A 24,007-nucleotide genomic window follows, 5' to 3' on the forward strand; every position below is an offset into this window, starting at 1 on the left:
GCGCAGCCGGTGCAGCATCGCGGCCGTGGTCTGCGGGTCGAGCAGCGACTGCCCGCCGGCCACCGTGCGCACCGCGCCCACCAGGTCAGAGCCGTGGATCTGCTTGAGCACATAACCGGCCGCCCCGGCCATGACCGCGTTGAACAACGCCTCGTCGTCGGCGTAGGAGGTCAGCATCAGGCAGGCCAGGCCGGGCACCTTCGAGCGCACCTCACGGCAGACGTCCACGCCGCCGCCGTCGGGCAGGCGCACGTCGAGCACCGCCACGTCCGGCTTCAGCGCGGGGATGCGGGCCACGGCCGACTCGGCCGTCCCCGCCTCGCCGACGATCTCGATGTCGTCCTCGGCGTCCAGCAACGCCGCCACCCCACGCCGCACGACCTCGTGGTCGTCCACCAGGAACACCCGAATCATGTCTCTACGCTATGCCGCGGGCGGGCCGATACCATGCGTATCCCGACGATTTGAGCCTTTGGAGGGCGAATGTCGCGACCCGGTCTGGTGATCGGCGGCTACACCCCCGACACGGAGGGATCGGGCCCCGGCCTGACGGTGGCCCGGCCGCACGCGGACGGGCGGCTGGAGGCGGTGGCCGAGACGACCGCGTCCGGGCCGTCGTTCGTCGTCGCGCACCCGCGGCTGCCGCTGCTGTACGCCGTGCTCGAACGCGCAGCGGACGGCGGGCTCGCGGTCTTCGCCGACGACCCCGGCGACGCCGCCCCCCGGCTGCTGGCCGAGCACCCCAGCGGCGGGTCGCTGCCGTGCCATCTGGCGCTCGACCCCGAGGGCGGGTGGCTGGCGATCGCCAACTACGGCGACGGGACCGTCACGGCCTACCGGCTGGGCGCGGACGGGATGCCCGAGCCCGGGCCGCTGACGTTCCCGCACAAGGGCCGCGGCCCGCATCCGGACCGGCAGGAGGGCCCGCACGCGCACCAGGCGGTCTTCGGGCCCGGCGGCGTGCTGTACGTGACCGACCTCGGCACCGACGAGATGCGCCGCTTCCTGCCCGGCATGCGCCCGCATCCGGACGGGCCCGTACGGCTGGCCTCCGGCAGCGGCCCCCGGCACTTCCTGCACCACGACGGGCACTGGTACGTCACCGGAGAGCTCGACGGCACCGTGCGCGTCTACGACGGCGAGTGGCGGGAGGCGGGCGTGGTGCGGGCGAGCGGCGCCGAGGGCGACAACCTGCCCGCTCACATCGCGCTGTCCGCCGACGGCCGTCACCTGTACGTCACCAACCGCGGGCCGGACACCGTCAGCGTCTTCGAGGTCGACGGGCCCCGCCTCACGATGGCGGCCGAAGTGCCGTCGGGCGGAAGCTGGCCGCGCCACTTCGCGATCGACGGCGACCGCCTCTACGTCGCCAACCAGCGGTCCGATTCCGTCGCCGTTCTGGCGCTCAAGGACGGGCTGCCCGGGCCCGCCGAACAGGCGCTGGAGGTGGGCACCCCCTCCTGCGTGCTCATCCGGTAGATCGTCAGCCCACCCGGCCGACGCCTCCGACGATCCACACCCGCTGCGCCTGGCCGGTGCTCTGCTGGGTCTCCGGCCGCCACTGGCGGATGTAGACGAGTCCGGGATCGACGAGTTCGGTGCCGTCGAAGAAGCGCAGCACCTTCTCCCGGTCCCGCGGCGCGTCGTGGGCCTGCGGCACGATGTGCCGGAACAGCTCGACGATCGGCGTGGCCAGCTCGGGGCGGCTGTCGAAGACGGCGTGACCGATGGCCAGGTAGCTGCCCGGGGCGAGGTGGTCGCGGACCCGGGCCACGCACTTGTACGGCTCGGCGGCGTCGGGAAGGTACTGCAGCCGGGCCGGGATCAGCACGGCCACCGGCTGCTCGAAGTCGATGAGGCGGAGCATCTCGGGGTCGGCCAGCATCTCCGCCGGGCGCAGGATCGAGCCGTCCACCACCCCGGTGCCGCGGTCGCGGGCGAGCATGGCCCGCGCGTGGTTGAGCACCACCGGGTCGTCGTCGACGTACACCACGCGGGCGTCGGGTGCGAGCTCCTGGGCGACCTCGTGCGTGTTGCGGCGGGTCGGCAGCCCGGACGCCACGTTGAGGAACTGCCGCACGCCCTGCCCGACGAGGAAGCGCACCACCCGCTCCAGGAACTCGCGGGTGTCCACGGCCATCGTCTTGACCTCGGGCGCGATGGTCATCAGCCGCTCGGCGAACTCCCGGTCGGCGGCGAAGTTGTCCTTGCCTCCGAGCAGGTAGTCGCTCATCCTGGCGATGTTCGCGGTACCGGTGCTGAGGCCCGCGACCTTGGCGGGCCGTTCGCCCCCGCCCAGCTCCGTGCCGCTCAAACCGCCTCCTCCCTCACGCATCATCAGTCCGCCGGTCATTATCTCCTTAATCCCACCAGAACGACCAGGCATTCTGGCCCACGATCTGCTCGGCGTAGTCGGCCAGCGTGCCCGGGCCCTGCAGGATGCTGTCGGGGCAGAACGTCCAGTGCTCGGCCGCCACGCGCAGCGCGTGCGCTGGGGTCGCGGGCGGCGCCGCGACGCTGAGCTCCAGCGTGTTGAACCCCATGCCGACCACCCGCGCCCCGAACCGCTCCTCCCAGCTGCGCACGACGGCCGCCAGGGGCACGGTCCACTCGTTGTGGTGCAACGCCCCCTGCCAGCCCATGGCGACCATCGCGTCGGCGCCGCGGTGCACCGCGGCGAGTCCCAGCGGCGTCATCCGCTCGGCCACCACATCCGCGTACCAGTCGGCGACGACGTCGGGGTCGGCCACGAGCGCGGCGGGCGGCGCGATCCCCGGGCACTCGGCTCCGAACGGCGCGAGATAGGCCTCGTGGCCCAGCAGCAGGTCCTGCCACGTCTCGGTCATGAACCCGGCCGCGCTGTAGTAGTCGATCTGGCCGGGCGAGTCCGGCGCGATCTGCCCGGCCGACCAGGGCTGCACGCCGTCCTCCAGCAGCACCGGCCACAGGCCCGACCGGGGGTGCTCGGCGCGCAGCCGGGCCCACAGCCCGGCCGGCACCGGCTCGTCGCTCAGCCAGAACGAGGGGTGGTGATGGGTGCGCAGCTTGTCGTAGTCGGGGTCCGGCCACACGAGGGACCCGGACGGCAGCTCGACGGACAGCACCCGGCCGTCGCCGCCGTCGCCGAACAGCAGCTCCAGACCCGTGGGGAGCCGCCGACGCTCGTGAACCGACATGCGCCAATAATGTCGGACCCGGCCTCGGCGCGTCCCGTGAGGGCGATCATTACGGGGGTCACGGAACGTCGAGCCGGCACAATCCCTCGGCCAGAACCTTCGTGGTCAGACGCGTACGGCTGTCGCAGCCCAGCTTGGCGAAGATGTGCTCCAGATGGGTCGTCACGGTGCGCACGCTCAGGACGAGCGCGGCGGCGATCTGCGGGTTGGAGTCGCCCTGCGCGACCCGGGTGAGCACCTCGATCTCCCGCGAGGTCAGGTCGTAGGGCAGGGCGCACGGGCGCTCGGCGATGACCGCGCCCTGGATGGAGCCGTGGAAGCCGACGCCGGCCCGGTGGAGGCGCAGCTCGCGCCACTGGCCGGTGCCGTCCAGCCACAGTCCCCGGCGCGACAGCTCGCGGGAGTCGATGAACGCCCTGGCCAGCTCCGCCATCGCCGGCTCGGCCGCGAGCGCCTCCGACGGGGGCCACCCGGCCACGTCCCTGCGCCGCCCGCCCCGTTCGTACGCCACGGCGTGGAACCCGGGCGGCAGGCCGAGCGGGTCGATGACGCAGCGGGTCACGTCGGTGAGGTGGGCCAGGGCGGGGGAGACCGCGCTGATCACCGCGGGCGCCTCGGGCGGCAGGTCCGCGCGGGAGTTGACGTGCAGCAGCCCGGTGTAGCGCCCGCCGGTCAGGAACAGCGGCGTGGTGATCCCCGCGCGCCAGCCGTACGGCTCCAGATGGCGGCGGAAGTAACGCTCGGTGCCGGGGGAGCCCATGACGACGGGCGTGCGCAGCGACATGGCCCGGCGGTAGGCGTCGAGCCGGGCGTACTCCTCCGCGGCGTCGTCGTCCACCCGCGCGTACCCCGACGCCACCAGCGACCGGTGCCGGCCGGTCGCCGGGTCGAACGCGACGAACTCGTAGGCCTCCACGGGGATGACCTCGCCCAATGCGGTCATCGCCCCATGCGCCCCCTGCCGGGCCACCTGAAAGCCGAGTTCGGCGACGGCGTGCAGGCTCCGCGCGCTGAGGCTGATTGCGTCCATGGATCCTCCATGTTCAGCCTGCCGGGTAAAGGTCCCGCAAGGAATACGTAAAGTCTCCGATGCAGTCGGCGGCCCCGTTTCCTACCCTCACCCGCAACACGACGGAGAGGTGGAGGGCCAGTGAGGGTCACGAGAAGCCGGGCGGCCGCCCTCGCTGTGGCGGCCATCATGCTGAGCGGCGGGTGCGGGGGAGGGTCGTCGTCAAACGACGGCGGCGGTGGCGGCAAGGGAGCGAACGCGTTCTCGGTCGCGCTGACCGAACCCGATCATCTCACTCCGGGCAACACCTCCAGCGACTACTCGATCACGGTGCTGGACACGCTCTTCGAGACTCCGGTCTCCATCGACGCGGCCAGCGGCAAGCCCGTGATGCGGGCGGCCGAGTCGGTGAACAGCACCGACCAGAAGGTCTGGACGATCAAATTCAAGGCGGGGCAGAAGTTCAGCAACGGCGAGCCGGTCACGGCGCAGAGCTTCGCCGACTCCTGGAACGCCACGGCCTACGGCCCCAACGGGTGGACGAACAACTACTACTTCGCCAACATCGAGGGCTACGACAAGCTCAACCCCGAGAAGGGCGACCCGTCCACGGACAAGATGAGCGGCCTCAAGGTGGTGGACGACACCACGCTCGAGGTGACGCTCACCGCGCCGTTCAGTCAGTTTCCGATCACGCTCGCCTACATCGCGTTCGCGCCGATGCCCAAGGCGGCGTTCAGCGACCTCAAGGCGTTCGACCAGGCGCCGGTCGGCAACGGGCCCTTCGTGCTCGACGGCGCCTGGGAGCACAACCAGCAGATCAAGATCAAGCGGTCGCCGTCCTACACCGGCGAGCGTGCGGCCAAGGCCGACGCGGTCACCTTCAAGATCTACGCCAGCCGCGACACGGCGTGGACCGACCTGCGGGCCGGCCGGGTGGACCTGATGACGACGGTCCCGCCCGCCAGCACGGGCGAGGCGAAGAAGCTGCTCGGCGACCGCTTCGTGCAGACCCCCGACGGCACGATGGACTACCTGGGCTTCCCGACCTTCGACAAGCGGTTCGCCAGCGCTGACCTGCGCAAGGCGTTCTCCATGGCCATCGACCGGCAGGCCATCGTGGACGCGGTCTACGACGGCGCGTTCAAGCCGATGGCGTCCCTGCTGGCGCCGCTGGTGCCCGGCTACCGGGAGAACGCCTGCGGCGAGGCGTGCACGTACGACCCCGCCAAGGCCAAGGCGCTGTTCGACCAGGCCGGGGGCTTCAGCGGCACGCTGAACCTGTGGTTCTCCAACGCCGACCCCAGCTACGAGCAGTGGATGACCGCGGTCGCCAACCAGCTCAAGCAGAACCTCGGCATCTCCGACATCAAGTTCCGCAAGATCCCGGCCGCCGACTACCTGTCGACCCTGCGCCAGCGCAAGGAGGACGGTCCGTACCGCAACAACTGGGTCATGGACTACCCGAGCCCCCAGGACTACCTCGAGTACATGTGGGGCGCGGGCAACCGGATGGGCTGGGAGAACAAGGAGTTCGACGACCTGATCAAGCAGGCGAACTCGGCGCCCAGCCTGGACGCCAGCCTGCCGCTCTACCAGAAGGCCGAGGACGTCGCGCTGGCCGACATGCCGATGATCCCGCTGTGGAACTGGCAGAACCAGGTCGGCTTCACCAGCCGGCTGAGCGGCGTGAACGTGACTCCGTACAGCAAGAACCTGTACACGATCAGCGTGAAGCAGGGGTGACACAAGGGTGAGGTACGCCGCGCAGCGCCTGGCCCAGGCGATCCCGGTGTTCTTCGCGACCACCTTCCTGATCTACGCGATGGTGTTCGCGCTGCCGGGCGACCCGATCCTGGCGCTCGCGGGCGACAAGCCGGTGCCCGAGCAGGTGCTCGCCGTGATGCGGGCGCGCTACCACCTCGACGAGCCGCTGCTCGTGCAGTACGGCCGCTACATGCTCGGGGTGTTCCAGGGAAACCTGGGGGAGACCTTCACCGGCCAGCCGGTGAGCGAGCTCCTCCAGGACCGATGGTCGGTCACCGCGCAGCTCGCGCTGACCGCCTGGATCTTCGAGCTCGCCGTCGGCATCGGCCTCGGCGTCCTGGCCGGGCTGCGCCGCGGCGGGGCCGCCGACACGGCGGTGCTCGCCGGCACCACGTTCGTCATCGCGGTCCCGGTGTTCGTGGTCGGGTACACGGCCCAGATCGTGCTGGGCCTCAATCTGGGGCTGTTCCCGACCGCGGGGACCGACGAGGGCTGGCCGGGCAGCTACCTGCTGCCCGGCATGGTCCTCGGCTCGTTCGGCCTGGCGTACGTCGCCAGGCTCACCCGCACCTCTCTCGTGGAGAACCTGCGGGCCGACTACGTGCGGACGGCGACCGCGAAGGGCCTGTCCCGGCGCCGGGTGGTGGGGCTGCACGCGCTGCGCAACTCGCTCATCCCGGTCGTGACCTACCTCGGGGTCGACTTCGGCAACCTGATGGCCGGGGCGGTCGTCACCGAGGGCATCTTCAATCTGCCCGGCATCGGCCAGCAGGTGTTCCAGTCCATCCAGCTCCAGGAGGGTCCGGTCGTCGTCGGAGTCGTCACCCTGCTCGTCATGATCTTCATTCTCGCCAACCTGGCCGTCGACCTGCTGTACGGCGTGCTCGACCCGAGGATCCGCCGTGCTCGCGCGTGACGCCTGGGCGGAGCTGCGCGGCCGGGTGATCTTCTGGTTCTCCGCCGCCGTCCTGCTGGTGGCCCTGGCGATGGCGGCCTTCCCCGGGCTGTTCGCCCGCCTCGGCCCCAACGAGGCCTGCAACCTGCGCATGTCGAAGCACGGCCCGGCCGACGGCGCGCTGTTCGGGTACGACCTGCAGGGCTGCGACTACTGGTCGCAGGTCGTGCACGGCACCCGGGCGTCCATCGTGGTCGGCGTCGCGGTCACCGTCTTCGCCCTGCTGATCTCCATCGTGCTCGGGCTGGTCGGCGGCTACTACGGCGGCGTCGCCGACGCGCTCATCTCCCGGATCACTGACGTGTTCTTCGGCATCCCGTTCGTGCTGGGCGCGACCGTCGTGCTGGTCGCCTTCCCCGACCACGGGATATGGGCGATGACGCTGGTCCTCGTGCTGCTCGGCTGGACGACCATGACCCGGCTGATGCGCGGCCAGGTCATCGCGGTCAAGGACATGGACTTCGTCGCCGCGGCCCGCATGCTGGGGGCGCGCGACCGCAGGCTGATGTTCCGGCACATCCTGCCCAACGCGATCGCACCGGTCATCGTGGTGGCCATGCTGAACGTCGGCAACGTCATCGCTGGCGAGGCCACCCTCGACTACCTCGGCGTCGGCCTGCAGTACCCCGACGTGTCGTGGGGCCTGCAGCTGAACATCGCCCAGACGTTCTTCGCCGATCACCCGCACCTGCTGGTCTTCCCCGCGCTGTTCCTCACCGCCACCGTGCTGAGCTTCCTCATGCTCGGCGACGTCGTCCGCGACGCCCTCGACCCCCGCCTGCGCTGACCCGGGCCCCGGCTCCGCCGAACAGCATGGACAAACGAGACATCGCGGGTGAACCTGGGGAGGAGGGGGAGTCGCGGGGAGATCGCCTTGACCCAATTGGTGGTGGCGCCGGATGGCAGAAGGCTCGCGGTCGAGCAACGGGGGGAGCCGGACGGGCATGCCGTCTTTCTGCTGCACGGCACGCCCGGCAGCAGGGTGGGCCCCTCACCGAGGGCGACCGTGCTCTACCGGCTGGGCATCCGGCTGATCACCTTCGACCGCCCAGGATATGGGCGCTCGGACCGCCTGGAGGGCAGGAGGGTCGCCGACGTCGCGGCCGACGTGGTGACGATCGCGGACGCGCTCGGCGTCGGCAGGTTCGCCGTCGTAGGCAGGTCGGGTGGGGCCCCGCACGCGCTCGCCTGCGCCGCGCTGCTGCCCGACCGGCTGACCAGGGCCGCCGCGCTGGTCGCGCTCGCCCCTCGTGAAGCGGAGGGGCTCGACTGGTTCGACGGCATGACGGAGTCGAACGTGGTGGAGTATCGGCTCGCGCTGGCCGGCCCGGGCGCGGTCGCGGCGCGGCTGACGCGGGCCGCCGAGCAGATCCGCGCGGATCCCGCCAGCAAGGTGGCCGGCCTGTTCCGGGAGGTGCCCGAGTCCGACCGCCGCGTGGTGGCCGACCACGGCATCCGAAGGCTGCTCGTGCGCAACTTCGCCGAGGGGCTCCGGGAGTCCACGGACGGCTGGGTCGACGACGTGCTGGCCTTCTCCGGGCCGTGGGGGTTCGATCCGGCCGAGATCCGGGTGCCGACCCTGTTGTGGCACGGGGAGAACGACGTCTTCTCGCCGGTCGGTCACTCCCGCTGGCTCGGCGGGCGGATCCCCGCGGCCACGCTGCGAATCCAGCGGGGCATGGCGCACTTCGGAGCCTTCGGCGTGCTGCCCGAGGTCCTCCTGTGGCTCGTCCGCACGTGATCAGGTGGGCTGGGGTTCGAGGTCCCGGTTCAGCCTCCGCCACGACAGCGCGGCCACGACGTTCGGATGGTTCTCGCCGAGCACCCGTCGCATCACCTCCAGAGCGCCTTCCATCAGCCGCTCCGCCTCGCCGGTCTGCTCCGCGGCACGCAGGCTGATCGCGAGGTTCGCCTGGGCGGCGAGGGCGTCGGGATGCTCCGGCCGGAGCGTGTCGCGCAGGCGGTCCAGCGCATCCCGCTCCAGGGCCTGCGCTTCCTCCAGCCGCCCCATGTCCGCCGCGCAGTTGGCGACGTTCACCATGCACGACAGTGTGAAGGGATGGGCGGGTCCCAGTTTTCTCCGGAGGGCGTCCAGCGTCCTGACGCCCAGCGCGTACGCGTCGGAGAGCTCGCGCGTGCCGCGCAGGTAGGTCATGAGATTGTTCGCGGTCGCGAGCGTGAAGGGGTGCTCCCCGCCGAGGCTCGACCTGTAGGACCCGAGGATGTTCCTCGCGAGGTTGCGCGCGCCCGGCTTGTCGTCGAGGGCCGACAGGCAGCAGGCGAACTCGAGGGCCGCGGCGGTGGCTTCCGGCGAGGAGGGATAGAGCCGCTGGTAACGCTCGTGGGCCTGCTGGGCGATCAGCCAGGCGTCGTGCTGCTGCCCGGCCTTCCGCAGGGACACGGCGAGGCTCTTGGCCGTGCGCAGGGTGTCGAGGAAGTCATCGCCGAGGCTCTCGCGGTAGAGCTCGAGCGTCGCGCGCAGCAGGTCGACCGACTCGCGGAACCGCCCCGCCTCGCGCATGTCCCTGGCGAGGTTCGCCTGGGAGAACAGCGTGTACGGATGCGCCTGGCCGAGCACGGTGAGCCGCCGTTCGAGCGTCTCCTTGTCCAGGTCCAGCGCGCTGTAGCAGTCGCCGACCAGCCGGTAGGAGACCGCGAGGTTGTTGGCGGCGGCCAGCGCCCGCGGATTGTCCTCGCCGTACAGCTCCTGCCACCGCTCGTAGGTCTGTTTGTCCATCTCCAGCGCCCGGTCGAACTCCCCGAGGGCGCGCAGGTCGGCGGCGAGACTGCCCGTGGTCATGAGCGTGTGGGGGTGGCTGGGGCCGAGGATGTCGTTCTGCCGGTTCCACACCCATTCGTCGAGTTCACGCGCCTCGCGCGACTTGCCCTCGGAGCGCAGCACGTTCGCGATGTTGAACAGCAGGTGGAGCCGCTGCCGCTCGTCCCGCCCGAACTGCCCCTCCCAGTAGTCGGCGAGCCGCTGGCCGAGCTGCAGCGCGTTGGCGAACTCGCCGCGTTTCCAGAGGTACCGGACCCGTTCGGTGAGCAGCTGGCGGGTCTCCTCCTCCACACAGTTCTCCGCGTCCGAGGGCAGCAGATGGGGCCAGATGAGGTCGTACGCCGGCCAGTTCTCGGGATCGTCCACCTCGCCCAGCCGCGGCCGGGCGCCGACGAGGATGTGGTGCACCTCGTGGGAGGTGGAGTCCACCTCCTCCGCGGTCATCTGGCTCTTGATGACGGCTTGGACCAGGCGGTGCACCTGGATCGTGTTGCTGCCGGGGTCGACCTTCGCCAGCGCGAACCTGCTGATCTCCCGGATGAGACGGTGCAGCATGAGCTTCTCCCCCCGCAGCGAGCCGTCGTGGGGCAGCAGGGACCGCATCATCTCGTCGCTGTAGAGCAGCGTCATCGAGATGGGGTCGGGCGAGAAGAAGGCGCACAGCTGCAGCATCCGCACCGCGGCGGGGGCCCGCTCCCGCAGCTGTCCCAGGGAGATGTTCCAGGTGGCGGCGACGGGCTGCGGGTATCCGGCCGGCGGGTTCGTGGCCAGGAGCTCGGCCGCCTGCGTCTGCACCTGCTCGATGTACTCGGCCGCCGACATGCCGGTCTCGCCCAGCCAGGCCGCCGCCTGCTCCACCGCGAGCGGCAGGTAGCCGAGAGCCTCGGCCACGCCGAGCGCGTCCTGCGGCTTGAGTTTCGGGACGCGGCGCAGCAGGTGCTCCAGGCTCTCCTCACGGCTGAAGACGTCCACCTCCAGCGGCGCGGCCACCGTCGACCACGACTGGTTCCGCGAGGTCACCAGCACGTGGCCCGATCCCCCGGGAAGGTAGCCGCGCACCTCCTCGGGGTCGCCCGCGTTGTCGAAGATGAGCAGCCACCGGGAGTACGGCTGGCCGCGCCGCAGCGCCTCGCGCGCCGCCTCCGCCGCTTCGACCACGTTGTCGCCCACCCGGATGCCGAGCCGTATGGCGAGCTCGGCCAGCGCCGGGTTGATGAGCTCGGGCTGCTCGGCGGGGATCCACCACACCAGGTCGTAGTCGGCCATGAACCGGTGGGCGTACTCCAGGGCGATCTGCGTCTTGCCGACGCCGCCCAGGCCGTACAGCGCCTGTGGCAGCACCACGGCCTGGTTGCCGCCGACGAGCTGGTCCCGGAGCGACTCGAGGGCCATCCCGCGCCCGGTGAAGGCGGCGTTGCGTGCCTGCACGTTCCACACCGGCGGCACGCTGCCGGGGAAGCGCGCCCCCGCCTGCGACGGGCCGGCGAGTTGCTCCGCGTCCTGCCGCCCCACCGTCCGCAGGACGGCCTCGGCGGCCGGCTCCGCGCCCATCCGCACGAGGTCGACGAGCGGAACCTCGGCGAAGGGCGGGACGAGCCGGACCTCCGACACGCGCACCAGAGTGAGGCCGCCGCTGCTCGCTGTCGGGTCGATGGCCGACAGCCGCTCCACCACCTCCCTGCCCTGCGGCGAGCGGGTGTAGGCGGCCGACAGCACCACCATCGCGCGGCTCGGCTCGCTGATGTCGGCGTGGGAGGCGCTGCCCAGGGCACGCGGCGTGACCCGGCATCCCGCGCGTTCCAGAACCCCGCCGATCCAATCGGCCCACATGCGGTCCTCGGGGGCGTAGCTGAGGAAGACATCGGCCGGCTGGGACGGTTGACGGCGGGTGAACGCATCGAGCCACCGGGTCCGCACGTGCTCGTCCAGTGGCGGCAACGACGTCACCCGCCCCTCGCTGATTGCGGCGGTCAGGCGCTCGTAGGCCGCCAGGAGCGAGGTGGGGGAGCCGGGGGTGTCGCCGAAGGCCGCCAGCGTCTCCTCGAAGGCGTAGAACCGCTTGTAGGGGATCTCCACCGCACCCCAGTACTGGTTGGCCTGCTCCGCGGTGAACCCCTGGGGGAAGCGGTCGAACATCGTGCGCGCCATAAGGCGGCCCGCGTCGAGCTTCTCCTTCTCTCCGTCGTCGATGCGCATCGGGACGGGAAGAATCCGGATGTTGCGCTCGTGGTACAGGTCGTCGATGTACCGCGCCACCTTCGAGGCGCCCTCGATGCTCTGGTCGCTCATCGTGAAGCAGTCGACGAGGATGTCCGGAAGCTGGATGGTGCAGATGTCGGCGATGTCGCTCAACCCGGTACGGCTGTCGATCAGGGCGTAGTCGTAGTTCCGCTTCATGTCGGCGCGCAGCGCGTCCAGGAACTTTCCCCCGCCCAGCCGCTCGTAGAAGTTGTCCCAGTCGAAGGTCGACACCAGCGAGGAGTAGTCGCGGTTCTGCTGTCCGGCGGAGACGTAGTCGAGCGTTCCGTCCCCCGGGAACTCCCAGTCCAGCGACACGGCGTGCGGCACCACGCGGGCGTACTCGAGATGCCAGTCGGCGGTGCGCTCCCGCGGCCGCACGGCGGCCCACATGTAGTTGCTGATGATGTCGATGACACCGGGCGTCGCGGTGAAAACGCTGCTGTCGAGAAACGGATGGAAGAACTTGTGCAGCCCGGGCGACTCGAGGTCCCAGTCGACCACCAGCACGCGCAGGCCGCTGCTGGCGAGCACCCACGCCGTGTTCGCCAGCGCCATCGTGCGGCCCGTCCCGCCCTTGTAGGAGTAGAACGTGACGACGCGGCCGTCGTGGACGTCATTCATCGGGGATCCTCCGGCTGCATCAGCCTGGGTCGTCTGGTGGGCGCGCCAGTCGGCGGGTAGGCGGTGGCGGTCTTGAACACCTGGTTGGCCGCCCTGCCGAGCGCGTCGGACAGCGCGCCGCGGAACGCCGTGACCGAGTTGATCTCGGGGCTGGAATCGGGCGGATTGGTACGCAGGGCGGATTCGAGCGAGCGCTGGAGCCTGGCCCGGGCCGTCATCGTCTCCCGGTCGTCGAGGTTCCACGGCACCATCACGCTGGTACGGCTCCGCTCGCGCTGGTCGAAGCCGCGCAGCCGCCGCCGGCAGTCGGGGGTGGTGGTGGCCCATGGATCGACCAGCATGACGGACGGATGCTCCTCGGGGGCGTCGGAGGCGAGGACGTCGGTGTGCTCCTCCAGCGACCCCACGTCCGGCAGGAAGCCGTGCGCCGTCGCGATCTCCTCGGCGTGCGACACGAGGGTCCGGGTGTTGCCGCCCCGGCGGAAGGGGTTCCACTCCTGCGGCGTGTGGCCGTAGAAATAGGGGCTGCGGTCGGAGGGGAGATGGTCCAGGTCCGGGGCGACCACCGTCACCCGGAGGGGCCGCTGCGGGGAGTAGTCGTGGAAGACGCTGCGCAGTTCGTCGTACTTCGGCGGGGGATCGAGGACGGCGACCCGGGTGCGCTGCGCGACGTGGACGATCCGCTTGGCGAGCTCCAGGGTCGCCTTCTGGTAGTGGCTGCGCATCCCCGAGAGCTTGACGAGCCCGTAGAAGCCCTCGTCGCTGTACCGCTCGCCGAGATCGTTGTGAGTGAACTGGATCGACTGGGCCACGTGGGGCAGGTGTTCGGGGGGTAACGGAGTCCACAGTGCCGGAACGATGGCCTCCGGCATCTGCCCGTCCGGTCCCTCGTGGTTCCTGACGCGCTGGAGGAACGCGGCCCATTCCTTGCCGCACTGCTCGCTCTCGAAGTAGCGGGGGGAGTAAAGGGGGACGAACACCCGGCATGTCGAGAGGGCGTCGGACAGCCGTTCCGGCCAATGGTGGCCCGAGCGCAGCTCCACATCCATGAATCCCGCCTGCCCCTGCGACAGGTTCGTCATGTTGATGATGTGGTCGCACAGGTCGGCGAAGAGCTTCGCCACCCACTTGTTCGGGTCTTTCCTGCTGTTCGGGTCGTGCATGGGGATGTGAGCGTAGCTCAGGAAAAAATATGGCACCTGCCCATGCGCGCCCGGTTGTAGGGGCATTCGCCTCCTTCCCCCAGATTCATTCACTATGGGAACGAAGCGTAAGTCAAGTGACCTTGTGTTGGGGGAGAATCTTTCGGATCACGGTGCTCTGCCAGCCACTTGGCGGCGAATCGGACGGCCCCGCCTATGGGAAAAAGGCGGCTTTCCGCGTTTCCGATCCGGCCGAGGCGGACGGCTTCCGTGGTTTCGAACGCCGTGCCGAGCTCGCCGAAGTCGCCGTCGTCGAGAACTACGTCCTCGTACTGCCACCATTGCGGCCCCTGACCGAAATCCCGCACACATCGGTAGGAACGGCGGGGTGGCCGTTCGGTGTAGCGGTACTCGCCGAGATGAAAGGCCGTGCACTGGTCATAGCCGACGCCGATGAGCAGAACGGACGCCTCCACCTCGCACAGCCGCGCGAGCGGCGACTCCTCACCCAGGTGGCACTCGGGGGCGTGGCCGTCCATGAGCGCCGCCGCGAGGGGGCCGACGGCGGCGAACGACGACTGGGGATGGGCGCTGCGGACGGCGCCCGCCGTCGTGCGTACGCACTCCGCGACTTTTCCCATGCCCGACGAGGGCGACGTCAGGGGGTCGAAGGCGGGCATGCTCGCCCGGTAGTCGGCCGTCTCGGCGTCGGTCATGCCGGCGACCTTGCGCAGGTAGGCGCGTGAGGTATCTGAATTGCCCTCAGTGGCGGTGAGCACCACGAGCGTGCCGCCGGCGCCCAGCGCGTCGCACAGCGCGCCGACGACCGCACTGGCGCCCCCCAGCACTCTTCCGATGCTCCGCATCGAGGCGTGGACGAGCAGGACCCCGCCGACGCGGACACCGAGCGCGGTCAGGTCGCGTGCGAGGCTGTACCGGGTGAACATCACGCGGTGTCACCTCCCGGGCGCCGCGGCGGGCTCGGCGACCTCCTCCGCCAGCCACGGGGCGATCGCGTGGCGCATGCCGGCCACGAAGCGCTCGCCCAGCGGAGTCAGGGCCTTCGAGCCGGCGAGGGTCTCGATCGCCTCCGCGGTCTGTACCCGCCAGTGGGCGAAGTGGCGGCGCGCCGGCTCCGGCTCGGCGTGCCTGCGGACGCGCCAGAAGTCGGTGACGGCGAGGTGGGCGTAGGTCCCCTGCAGCAGCCCCTCGATCGGCCGGGGGTCATCACGCCACGGGGCGTGGAAGAGCCGCCGGTCGCTCTCGTCGAACAGGTCGAGCAGGTCGAGCACGGCACCGAGCTTCACGTGCTGGAACTCGTGCAGGATCAGCAGTGCGAGCGTCGCCGGGTCGGAGGGCAGCGCCGCGGCGACGGCGCCGAAGGCGTCGCGGGCGGCCGAGCTCACCTCGCGGCCCTCCTCGGCGGGGAGGAGCGGCACGATCGTGGTCAGGCCCGCCTCGATCGCTGGGACGTACGACGGGTACTCCTTCTCGATGAGCTGCCACGCCTGCTCGAACGCCTCCTGCCACCGCGCCGCCTGTTCGCCGGTCAGCCGGCCGGCGGGGCGCCACCGGTGGCAGTCGCGGTAGGGATCGGCGTCCTCCAGCACGACGGAGAAGCCTCCCGAGACGAGCCTGAGCACGGGTCGCAGCGACCGCGGGCCGCCGTCCCGGAGCCGCGCCCGCCCGTCCTCGATCACCAGTGCGGCCGGCCCCTCCCCGGCACCCTCCAGCACGCCGATCGTGGGCAGGTGCACCTCGCCGCCCACCGCCTCCACATCGAGTCGCGCGTCGAGCCGGGCATGGACGGCCGCCGCCGCGGCGATGTTCGCCAGGCGTGCCGCCGGGGCGTCTCCGCGCAGGCAGGCGACCGCCCAGGCCCGGACGTACGGATGGGTGAGCACTGCGGCGAGCGCCGCCCCGTGCTCGCGGTCGAGCCGCGTCAGCAGGTCCCACGCGGTGGATTGGCCGGCCTTTCTGCGCACCGCCGCCAGCAGGGCCCGGCGCAGGCTGAGCTGGGCCGTCGCGAGGCGCTCCACCTCCTCGGCTCCGCCGAGCCCCGAGGCGATCGTGTCAAGGTCGGCCGAAGGCAGGGTGTGGGCCCGCATGGTCGTGGCCCTGACATGTCCGATCAGCGTGAACAGGTCCGCGCAGTAGACGCTGGGATTGTCGAACGACCCGGATCGGTAGCGGTGCGGGTACAGGCCGCCGCCGCAACTGCGCACGAGGGGACATCTCCTGCAGCCGGCGGACACGCCGCGCAGACCCTGCTGCCGCGCGCGCACCCCGGGATGGGCCGCGACCTCGTCCAGCGACGTGGTGGCGACGTGGTGGCCGGTGACCGGGGCGCCCTCGTGGGCGACCTTGAGCGAGTCGACCAGCTCGTAGGAGCCGTCGGTCTCGATCACGATCAGGGTGCTCGGCTGTAGCCCGATCGCCTCGGTCAGGCTGGCACCGCCGTGCGTGGTTCTGATGATCGATTCGAACAGGCGGACGGTGGTGGGCCGCCCGTCGGCCACCCAGCGATCGTAGATCTTGACGAGCCAGTCCGCGTACGCCGTGGGGGTGGGACGCGCCGGGGGCGCGTCCCAGGTCGCGTGGGGGAGCAGGAAGTCGACGCGGGGCGGCCGCAGAGCGAGCAGAGCCTCGTAGACGGCGATCGGATCGTTGGCGACGTCGATCGTGCACAGCAGGCCGGCGTACAGCTCGGGCCGCCGCCTGAGCAGTTCGACGGCCCGCACGGCCCTGGCGTGGCTGCTGCGGCCGTCGGCGTAGCGCCGGTGCCGGTCGTTGGCGGCCCGGTCCCCGTCGAGCGACACGCCCACGGTGATGCCGTGGGCGGCGAACACGTCGAGGAAACGGTCGTCGAGCAGCATGCCGTTGGTGTGGATCCGCAGATCGAGACGGCACAGGCCGTCGAGCCGGCGGCGCAGTTCCGTGGCCACCGAGGCGAGACGGTCGCGACCGGCGAGCAGCGGTTCGCCGCCGTGCAGGACGACGTGGATCTCATCCAGGCCGTGGCCGCGCACGTGGTCGGCGATGCGCTCGGCGACCAGTGCGATCGTCTCCGGTGACATCGTGGTGGGGCGGCCCCGCCAGCTCTGGTCCGCGTGCTCGTAAACGTAGCAGTGATCACACGCGAGATCGCAACGGCTGTGCACCTTCAGCACGAACTGACGAAACGGCAGGATCGGCCCGCTCGCGCCGCCCCCCTCCATCAGATCGAGGAGTTGAACGCGGCGACCGGCACGCGGGCGTCGTCAGGAGAAAAGGGCAGCAGGCGGTGCAGCGCACCGCTCAGTTCGTTCTCGCGGGTCGTCATCTCGTCGAGCGGGACACTCCGCAGGTCGCTGACCTCGGTGGCTATTTCTGATGATTCGTCATCGGCATTGTGCATGTTCGACCGTTCCGAATGGTGAGTTCGAATGAATCCGCGGCGGACGCGCGCAGCGATGCGCGGCCGCGGTCCAGGAGAACTCTAGCCCCAACAAAGAGTGCCAGAACCCGCCCCGTCGGCATGTCCGGTGCTGTCCTTTGAATAGTCTGCCGCAGCGCTCGCGCTCGCGCCGTTGTGCGCAAGTCAAGTTATCGCATGCGCCGGCGTCTGCACGGACCGCTCTTCGCCGGACAGCGCTCACAATCACCCCATATGGCCACCGATGATGAAATTTACGTATAAATCATCATTTGTCCTCATGGCCCTCGGGTCGAATCAGGCATGGGACGACCGCCACATCCCGTGCTCGCAGGACATGACGTTCTCGGCCTCGTCGACGAAGCGCGCCCGCTCCTCCCCGGCCGTGGGCCGGTCGGCGCGCGACAGGTGCCTCCGGCTGCTACCTCCGGAGACGTTCTACCCCGTCGTGAGCAGGCGGTCGAGGACGCGGACGCCGAACTCCAGGCCCTCGACGGGCACTCGCTCGTCGAGACCGTGGAACATGCCGAAGTAGTCGAGGGCAGGCGGCAGCAGCAGCGGTGCGAAGCCGTAGCCCCTGATGCCGATCCTGGCGAACCACTTGGCGTCGGTGCCGCCGGTCATGACGTACGGCACCGGCCTGCCGGCGGGGTCCTCGGCGAGCAGGGCGGCGGTGAGCTCGTCGAACAGGCCCTCGGCGGGGGAGGAGACGGCCTCCTCGAAGCTGACGAACTCGCGGGTGACCTTCGGGCCGAGCAGCCGGTCGACGGTCTCCAGGAACTCGTCGCGCTGCCCCGGAAGGAACCGGCCGTCCACGTGGGCCTCGGCCGTGCCGGGGATTACGTTGACCTTGTATCCCGCGTCGAGCATGGTCGGGTTGGCGGAGTTGCGCAGCACCCCCTTGAACAGGGCGGCCGCGCGGGGAATCCGCTCGATCTCCTCCTCCAGCCGGTCGAGGTCGATCGACCGGCCGAGCGCCCGCGACAGCTCGTCGATCAGCCGGGCCACCTCGGGCGTCAGCCGTACGGGCCATCGGTGGTCGGCGAGGCGGGCGAGGGCCCGGGCCAGCTCGGCCACGGGGTTGTCCACGGCGGGCTTGGACCCGTGACCGGGCACGCCGCGCGCGGTCAGGCGCATCCAGGCGGTGCCGCGCTCTCCGACGGCCACCGGGTAGATGCGGACGCCGTCCTCATACCAGGAGAAGCCGCCGGACTCGCTGATCGCCTCCGTGCAGCCCTCGAACAGGTCGCGGTGCCGTTCGACCGCGTGGCCCGCGCCGTACTCGCCGGTGGACTCCTCGTCGGCGAGGAACGCCAGCACGAGGTCGCGCCGGGGACGCACGCCCCTGCGCGCGTTCTCGCGGGCCCAGGCGAGGGTCATGGCGAGCGTGCCTTTCATGTCGACCGCGCCCCGGCCGTGCACGCAGCCGCCGGAGATCTCCCCGGAGAACGGGTGCGTTCCCCACTCGGCCGGGTCGGCGGGCACGACGTCGAGGTGCCCGTGCATGAGCAGCGCGTCGCGGCTGTCGCCGGGGATGCGGGCCACCACGCTGGTGCGGCGCGGCGCCGACTCGAACACCACCGGTTCGATGCCGACCTCGGCGAGCAGGGACGCCACGTATTCGGCGGCCCGCCGCTCGCCCGGTCCGTCGCCGGACCCGTCGTTGGTGGTGTCGATCCGCAGCAGTTCCGAGCAGAGCTCCGCGACCTCACTCACGGTGTTTCCCCCTTGTCGAGCGTCAGCGGTGGCACCTCGGGGGTGGGGAAGCCGAAGACGATCCCGTAGAACGCCAGCTCGGCCTCCAGGGCCCGGACGATCGTCTCCTCGCGCCGCCACCCGTGCTGTTCCCCCTCAAAGGTGAGGTACGCCCAGCGGTGCCCGTGACGGGCCAGCGCGGCGGCGAAGCGCTCCGACTGCGCGGGATCGACCACCTTGTCCTCCAGGCCGTGCAGGAGCAGGGCCGGCCCGGAGGCCCGTTCCGCGTGCAGTTCGGGCGACCTGTCCACGTAGCGCTGCCGGGTCTCGGGCAGCGGGCCGATCAGCCCGTCGAGGTAACGCGACTCGAAGTCGTGCGTCTCCGCCGCCCAGTGTTCGGGGTCGGAGATGCCGTAGTGGGACACCGCGCCGCAGAACACGTCGCTGTGGACGAGGGCGGCCATCGACGTCCAGCCGCCCGCGCTGCCGCCTCTGATCGCCACCTTCTCCGCACGCCCGCTGTCCAGCAGCCACCGCGCCACCGTCTCGCAGTCGCGCACGTCCACCACGCCCCAGCTGTGGCGCAGTCGCTCGCGGTAGGCCCGGCCGTAGCCGGTGGAGCCGCCGTAGTTGACCTCGGCGACGCCGATGCCCCTGCTGGTGAAGTAGGCGATCTCCAGGTCGAGCACCGGCGGCGCGGAACTCGTCGGCCCGCCGTGCACGAACACCACGTACGGCGCGGGCCCGCCGTCTGACCGGGCCGCAGGGGCGTACAGGTGCGCGTGGACCCCCGCGACGGTCACCGCCTCGGGCGTGGGCAGCTCGGCGTCCTCGGGCATCGGCTTGCCCGGGGACAGCACCTCGTGCGCCCCCGTGTCCAGGTGGACCCGCACCACCTCGTACGGCCGGTGCGGCGAGCCCGCGACCCCCACGACATGGGAGCCCGAGGCCGACAGGGCGGGCGCCCAGTAGGTGTAGCCGCCGCCGACGTCCCTGATCGACCCGGTGCCCGCCGGGTCGTCGGCGACCCCGAGCCGTCGCTCGTCGGCCGTGCCGTACACGGCGGCGATCCGCCCGTCCGCGACGGCGAAGAACGTGCCGCCGATCTTCCAGGTGGCGTCGCCGAACTCCAGCGGCACCGGGGTCAGGTCGCGCGCGGCGCCGTCCAGGCCGACGAGGTGGATGTTCCACCAGCCGGTGGGGTCGGTGACGGTGTACAGGCTCTCGTCGTCGCGCCACTCGGCCTGGCAGGTGGACGCGCCGGACAGCAGGACGCGATGGGGGCCGCCGTCCACGGATCCGACGCAGAGCTCGGTGGCGTCCCAGGGCATGTCGGGGTGGTTCCAGCCGATCCAGGCGAGCGTCCGCCCGTCCGGCGAGACGCGCGGGTTCATCAGGAAATGGTGGGTCTTCACCACGCTGCGCAGGGGAGAGCCGTCGAGCGGCACCGCGACGATGTCCCGGTCCCCGCTGCGGGCGTCGCCCCGCTCGCGCACGCACCACACCTCGTCGCCGTGGACGACGAGGTCGGCGTAGCGGGCGGGCTCCTCGGGGGTGAGCGGAACCGGCTCCTCGCCGGGCGTGCACAGGTAGATCCGGCCGTCCGCCCAGTTGGTGAATACCAGGCGGCCCTCGTGCGCCCGCCAGGACCGCCCGCCGTACTCCATGACCCGGTTCCTGGCGTTCCAGCCCTGCGGGAGCACGTCCTCGATGACGCCGTCGGCCATGCGCCGCACCACGCAGCGCCGGCCGCCCTCGCGCGGGCGCGGCTCGTCCCACCAGACCTCGTCTCCCGAGATCTCGACCCACACCGGGCGGTCGTCCACCCGCGCGACGTCGACGGCTCTGATGGTCACCAGTTCCCCCCGGATTCTGGAAGCGGAGTGCCGGGGGGATGCACGATGTGCGCGATCCCCCCGCTGCTCGTGGCGCGCAGCCAGACGCTCTCGAACGCCGCGCGCGGGTACACCCGCCGCACGCCGCCGTCGTCCGGCGCGGCCGGGTCGTTCGCGATGACGTCGCCGTCGGCCGTGAATCCCGTGACGACCATGATGTGCCCGCCGGTGGAGTATCCGGCACCCGGCAGCTCGTGATCGCGGAACGCCTGAGAGGTGATCACCGGGATCCCGGCGGCGACGAACCGCTCCAGCTCGGCCAGCGAGCGCAGCCGCGTGACGAAGCCGTCCAGCCCGTACCTCCCGGCGTACGCGACGCCGAAGGGCCAGTTGCCGGTGCCCTGGTAGCTGTGGTCGTACGTGTCCCGCGCGGCGTGGTCGACGGCGGGGCACGGGTCGCCGGGGGTGACCCAGGCGAGGTCGGCAGGGGCGGGCCCGCGGCCCCAGTAGTCCAGCACCATCGTGAACGACGCGGGGCTGCACCAGGACTCCCCGCCGCCGTCCCACTGCGGGTAGTGCCCCGTGTGGGCCTTCTGTGAACGGCGCGGCACGTCGAGCTCGACCGCCCGCAGGCCAGGCGGGCCGCCTCTGCCCGCCTGCCCCACGGCCGAGGCCATCACGGTGAGCGAGCGCACGCCGCCGCCGCTGCCGTACAGGGTGGCGCGTACGCGGTAGGAGGTGACGGGGCGGGCGGCGACGAAGGTGTCCACCGCGACGTCCCCGTCGGCGTCCCCCTGCCCGGGCAGCGACGTGCGGTGGATGTCGGCGTCGGTCTCGGCCCACCTGCCCATGACGTACCACTTGGTCGGCTCGCCGGTGACCGTCCGCGCCTGGATCTCGATCTCCAGCCAGGCGCCGGGCGGCGCGGCGGCCGTCCACGACGGCACCAGTTCGGTGGCCGCGAAGCCGATCTCCCGCTCGGGGGACGTCCAGCGGAGGTAGGGCCACTCCCGCTCGCCGCCGGGAGCGAACGGGTCCAGATATTTCGCCGTCCCCGACTCCCGGGCCTCGACGGACCACCGGTGGAGGACGACGGGGCTCACCTGGGGGCTCGGTCCGGCCGACAGCAGGGTGACCACCTCGCCGATTGTTGTTACCGCCCCGACCTGGCACATCGGATGGTTTACGTATCCGACACATCGGACAGTACGGCATCGGCCGCCGTGGTCCTGTCAGAGATAGAGGCCGGTGGCGGGCGCAGGATCGGGCGCGACGGACGGATGGCCGTCCCGCAGGGCGAACAGTTCCGCCAGCGTGGCATCGCCAGGACCGGCGCCTTCGGCGTGGCCCAGCCACTCGGCCGCCTGCCCGGAGTCGAACCGGCCGACCTCGATCTGCGCCAGGCACCGCCCGGGCCGTACGACGGCCGGATGGAGCCTGCTGAGGTCCTCGTTGGTCGTGATGGCCACGAGCACGTCCCTGCCCTGGCCGAGCAGCCCGTCGGTCAGGTTGAGCAGGCGTGACAGGCCCTGGCCCGTCGACTGCTTGGCCTCGGCGCGGATCAGTTCGTCGCAGTCCTCCAGGACGAGCAGCCGCCAGCGCGGCTCCTCGTCCTCACCCGGGCCGTCCCAGCCGACGGCGACGTCCATCAGGTAGCCCGGGTCGTTGAACAGCAGCTCGGGGTCGAGCACGCAGTCGACCTGGCACCACGACGCCCACTCGCGCGCGAGCGTGCGCAGCAGCGTCGTCTTGCCGGTGCCGGGCGGGCCGTGCAGGAGGATCAGCCGGCCCGTCACGCCGGCCGCGGTGGTGGCCATGAGGGCGTCAAGGCGGCCGGCGGCGGCCCGGGGGTAGTTCCGCCTGATTTCCTGCCAGGACGAGGTGGTGATGGGCTTGCCGGAGCGGTGCGGCCCGTGGCTCGACCGCCACCAGAAGCCCATGCGCACGTGGTCGGCGTCGGGGGCGGCCTCCTCCGCGTCCCTGGTCGCCTGCTCCAGGACCGAGCCGGCCAGTTCCTCGCTCACCGCCGTGGCGGTGAGCGTCGCCGACCGGTTCGCGCCGCGCGCCACCCGAAGCGTCCATCCCTCGCCCGCGATCAGCCGGGTCTCGTAGCCGTCGGTGTGCTGGGCGACCCGCAGCAGCCGGCCGCCCTCGGCGGTCAGCGGGGCGTCCGCGCGGACCCGGCCGAGGCTGGTGGTGCGCGACCAGGGCTGCTCGCCGGTCGCGAACGGCGACAGCGCCAGGGCGTCGATGACGTCGGCCGGGCTGTCGGCGTCGTCGAGCCAGATCCGCATCGGCACCGGCGGCGGGGGCGTGGAGTGAGGGGAGAAGTCGACCTCCTTGAGAACGGACATGCAGTGATGATCTCGACGTACGACTTGCTCTGTCGAATGGATTTATCGACGTATTCACTTTGCTTGCCGTTTAAGTAGTTTCTTATGGGCAAAAGGCAGTAGCTGTTGGGGCGTTACCGCTACGCTCGGTGTCCAGTCGTACGGTTTTCAACGGAGAGCACTGTGGCCATCGATCTCGTGTCCCGCGCTGAATGGGGCGCGCGTCCTCCCCGGGGCTCGTACTCGTCGCTGACCTCCACGCGCGGCGTGAAGGTCCACTACACCGGCGGCCGGGTGGACCCGGGCATCGTCACCGACCACGCCAAGTGCGTGGCCATGGTGAAGTCCATCCAGAACTTTCACATCGACGGCAACGGCTGGATCGACATCGGCTATTCGATGGTGGCCTGTCCGCATCGGAAGGTCTTCACCGGACGCGGGCCGGGGCACCTGCCGGCCGCCAACGGACCCGGCCTGAACTCCGGCCACTACGCGGTGCTCGGCCTCGTTGGCAACGCCGGCCTGATCCAGCCGACCGACGGCATCCTGCACGCGATCCTGGACGCGGTGGAGTATCTGCGAGCCAAGGGCGGCGCGGGCAAGGAGATCAAGGGCCACCGCGACGGCTACTCCACCGACTGCCCCGGGGACCCGCTGTACGCCTGGATCAAGAAGGGCGCGCCGCGTCCCGGCGCCACCCAGCCGCAGCCGGATCCCGAACCGGAGCCGGAACCGCAGCCCACGCAGAAGTGGCCCGGCCGCCTGCTCAAATATCCGCCGGTGATGCGCGGCGACGACGTGCGGACCTGGCAGGCCCGGATGAAGGAACTCGGCTACGACATCGTCGTGGACGGCGCGTACGGGCCGGACTCCCGGGACGTGTGCCGCAGGTTCCAGAAGGACCGGCGCCTCGACGTGGACGGCATCGTCGGCCCCGACACCTGGAACGCCGCGTTCGCCAAGTGATTAGGCACCCGGCGTCGTCCACAGACCGGGACCCCGGGGCCCCGAGACCGGGCCGGTGCATCTAGCATCCGGT

General features: G+C 71.1%; 19 protein-coding genes. 6 read left to right on the forward strand and 13 right to left on the reverse strand.

Going from position 1 to position 24,007, the window contains the following annotated elements; translation table 11 throughout:
- Window positions 1-414 (reverse strand): response regulator (locus BXA11_RS19150; RefSeq protein WP_143734393.1); only part of this gene is annotated, 414 nt, incomplete at its 3' end.
- Window positions 415-483: 69 nt separating this feature from the next.
- Here BXA11_RS19150 and BXA11_RS19155 point away from each other — a divergent pair.
- On the forward strand, window positions 484-1,479 hold the full coding sequence (locus tag BXA11_RS19155) for a lactonase family protein (protein WP_076436384.1): 996 nt from the start codon (window positions 484-486) through the stop codon (window positions 1,477-1,479).
- Between the two features lie 4 nt (window positions 1,480-1,483).
- Here BXA11_RS19155 and BXA11_RS19160 read toward each other — a convergent pair whose 3' ends face one another.
- Genes BXA11_RS19160 through BXA11_RS19170 form a run of 3 tightly spaced genes read right to left on the reverse strand, consistent with a single transcriptional unit; the run spans window position 1,484 to window position 4,206 of the window.
- Window positions 1,484-2,314, reverse strand: coding sequence for an SAM-dependent methyltransferase (locus BXA11_RS19160; protein ID WP_239105043.1), 831 nt, complete (start codon window positions 2,312-2,314; stop codon window positions 1,484-1,486).
- Window positions 2,315-2,360: 46 nt separating this feature from the next.
- Window positions 2,361-3,176, reverse strand: a complete 816-nt coding sequence (locus tag BXA11_RS19165) for a DUF4253 domain-containing protein (RefSeq protein ID WP_076436386.1) — start codon at window positions 3,174-3,176, stop codon at window positions 2,361-2,363.
- A gap of 58 nt (window positions 3,177-3,234) precedes the next feature.
- On the reverse strand, window positions 3,235-4,206 hold the full coding sequence (locus BXA11_RS19170) for a helix-turn-helix transcriptional regulator (RefSeq protein WP_076436388.1): 972 nt from the start codon (window positions 4,204-4,206) through the stop codon (window positions 3,235-3,237).
- A 120-nt stretch (window positions 4,207-4,326) separates the two neighbouring features.
- Between BXA11_RS19170 and BXA11_RS19175 the strand changes: the two genes are divergently transcribed.
- From BXA11_RS19175 to BXA11_RS19190, 4 genes are all read left to right on the forward strand, one after another.
- Entirely contained in the window at window positions 4,327-5,931 is a 1,605-nt protein-coding gene (locus tag BXA11_RS19175) for a peptide ABC transporter substrate-binding protein (RefSeq protein WP_076436391.1), read from the forward strand.
- Between the two features lie 7 nt (window positions 5,932-5,938).
- Window positions 5,939-6,868 (forward strand): ABC transporter permease, encoded by a 930-nt coding sequence (locus BXA11_RS19180; protein WP_076436393.1) that lies wholly within the window; start codon window positions 5,939-5,941, stop codon window positions 6,866-6,868.
- On the forward strand, window positions 6,855-7,694 hold the full coding sequence (locus BXA11_RS19185; protein ID WP_076436396.1) for an ABC transporter permease: 840 nt from the start codon (window positions 6,855-6,857) through the stop codon (window positions 7,692-7,694). The genes BXA11_RS19180 and BXA11_RS19185 overlap by 14 nt, the downstream gene beginning before the upstream one ends.
- 87 nt (window positions 7,695-7,781) lie before the next feature.
- Window positions 7,782-8,648: an alpha/beta fold hydrolase gene (locus tag BXA11_RS19190; RefSeq protein ID WP_076436398.1), complete on the forward strand. Its 867-nt coding sequence runs from the start codon at window positions 7,782-7,784 to the stop codon at window positions 8,646-8,648.
- Here the strand turns inward: BXA11_RS19190 and fxsT are convergent, their stop codons facing one another.
- The 9 genes from fxsT to BXA11_RS19235 form a co-directional block, all read right to left on the reverse strand.
- Window positions 8,649-12,548 carry an FxSxx-COOH system tetratricopeptide repeat protein gene (gene fxsT / locus BXA11_RS19195; protein WP_076436400.1) on the reverse strand — a complete coding sequence of 1,300 codons (3,900 nt, stop codon included), beginning with the start codon at window positions 12,546-12,548 and terminating at the stop codon, window positions 8,649-8,651.
- A complete protein-coding gene (locus tag BXA11_RS19200) occupies window positions 12,545-13,777 on the reverse strand; it encodes a TIR-like protein FxsC (RefSeq protein WP_083744388.1) in 1,233 nt (410 codons plus the stop codon). The genes fxsT and BXA11_RS19200 overlap by 4 nt, the downstream gene beginning before the upstream one ends.
- Window positions 13,778-13,803: 26 nt before the next feature.
- Entirely contained in the window at window positions 13,804-14,637 is an 834-nt protein-coding gene (locus BXA11_RS19205; RefSeq protein WP_076436690.1) for an AAC(3) family N-acetyltransferase, read from the reverse strand.
- A 9-nt stretch (window positions 14,638-14,646) separates the two neighbouring features.
- Window positions 14,647-16,860 carry an FxsB family cyclophane-forming radical SAM/SPASM peptide maturase gene (locus BXA11_RS19210; RefSeq protein ID WP_239105044.1) on the reverse strand — a complete coding sequence of 738 codons (2,214 nt, stop codon included), beginning with the start codon at window positions 16,858-16,860 and terminating at the stop codon, window positions 14,647-14,649.
- A 47-nt stretch (window positions 16,861-16,907) separates the two neighbouring features.
- The gene (gene fxsA, locus BXA11_RS41395) at window positions 16,908-17,087 is read right to left on the reverse strand and encodes an FxSxx-COOH cyclophane-containing RiPP peptide (RefSeq protein ID WP_083744389.1); all 180 of its coding nucleotides are present in this window, start codon (window positions 17,085-17,087) and stop codon (window positions 16,908-16,910) included.
- 456 nt (window positions 17,088-17,543) lie between these two features.
- Entirely contained in the window at window positions 17,544-18,821 is a 1,278-nt protein-coding gene (locus tag BXA11_RS19220) for a M20/M25/M40 family metallo-hydrolase (RefSeq protein ID WP_076436406.1), read from the reverse strand.
- Window positions 18,818-20,656, reverse strand: coding sequence for a S9 family peptidase (locus BXA11_RS19225; RefSeq protein WP_239105045.1), 1,839 nt, complete (start codon window positions 20,654-20,656; stop codon window positions 18,818-18,820). The genes BXA11_RS19220 and BXA11_RS19225 overlap by 4 nt, the downstream gene beginning before the upstream one ends.
- Complete coding sequence (locus BXA11_RS19230) at window positions 20,653-21,774, reverse strand: C39 family peptidase (protein WP_239105046.1); 1,122 nt, start codon at window positions 21,772-21,774, stop codon at window positions 20,653-20,655. The genes BXA11_RS19225 and BXA11_RS19230 overlap by 4 nt, the downstream gene beginning before the upstream one ends.
- Before the next feature lie 93 nt (window positions 21,775-21,867).
- Complete coding sequence (locus tag BXA11_RS19235; RefSeq protein ID WP_076436410.1) at window positions 21,868-22,989, reverse strand: DUF5925 domain-containing protein; 1,122 nt, start codon at window positions 22,987-22,989, stop codon at window positions 21,868-21,870.
- 162 nt (window positions 22,990-23,151) lie between these two features.
- Between BXA11_RS19235 and BXA11_RS19240 the strand changes: the two genes are divergently transcribed.
- The gene (locus BXA11_RS19240; protein ID WP_083744390.1) at window positions 23,152-23,934 is read left to right on the forward strand and encodes a peptidoglycan recognition protein family protein; all 783 of its coding nucleotides are present in this window, start codon (window positions 23,152-23,154) and stop codon (window positions 23,932-23,934) included.
- Window positions 23,935-24,007 lie beyond the last annotated feature (73 nt).

It is taken from the genome of Microbispora rosea, assembly GCF_900156315.1.
GTDB classification, from domain to species: Bacteria; Actinomycetota; Actinomycetes; order Streptosporangiales; family Streptosporangiaceae; genus Microbispora; species Microbispora rosea.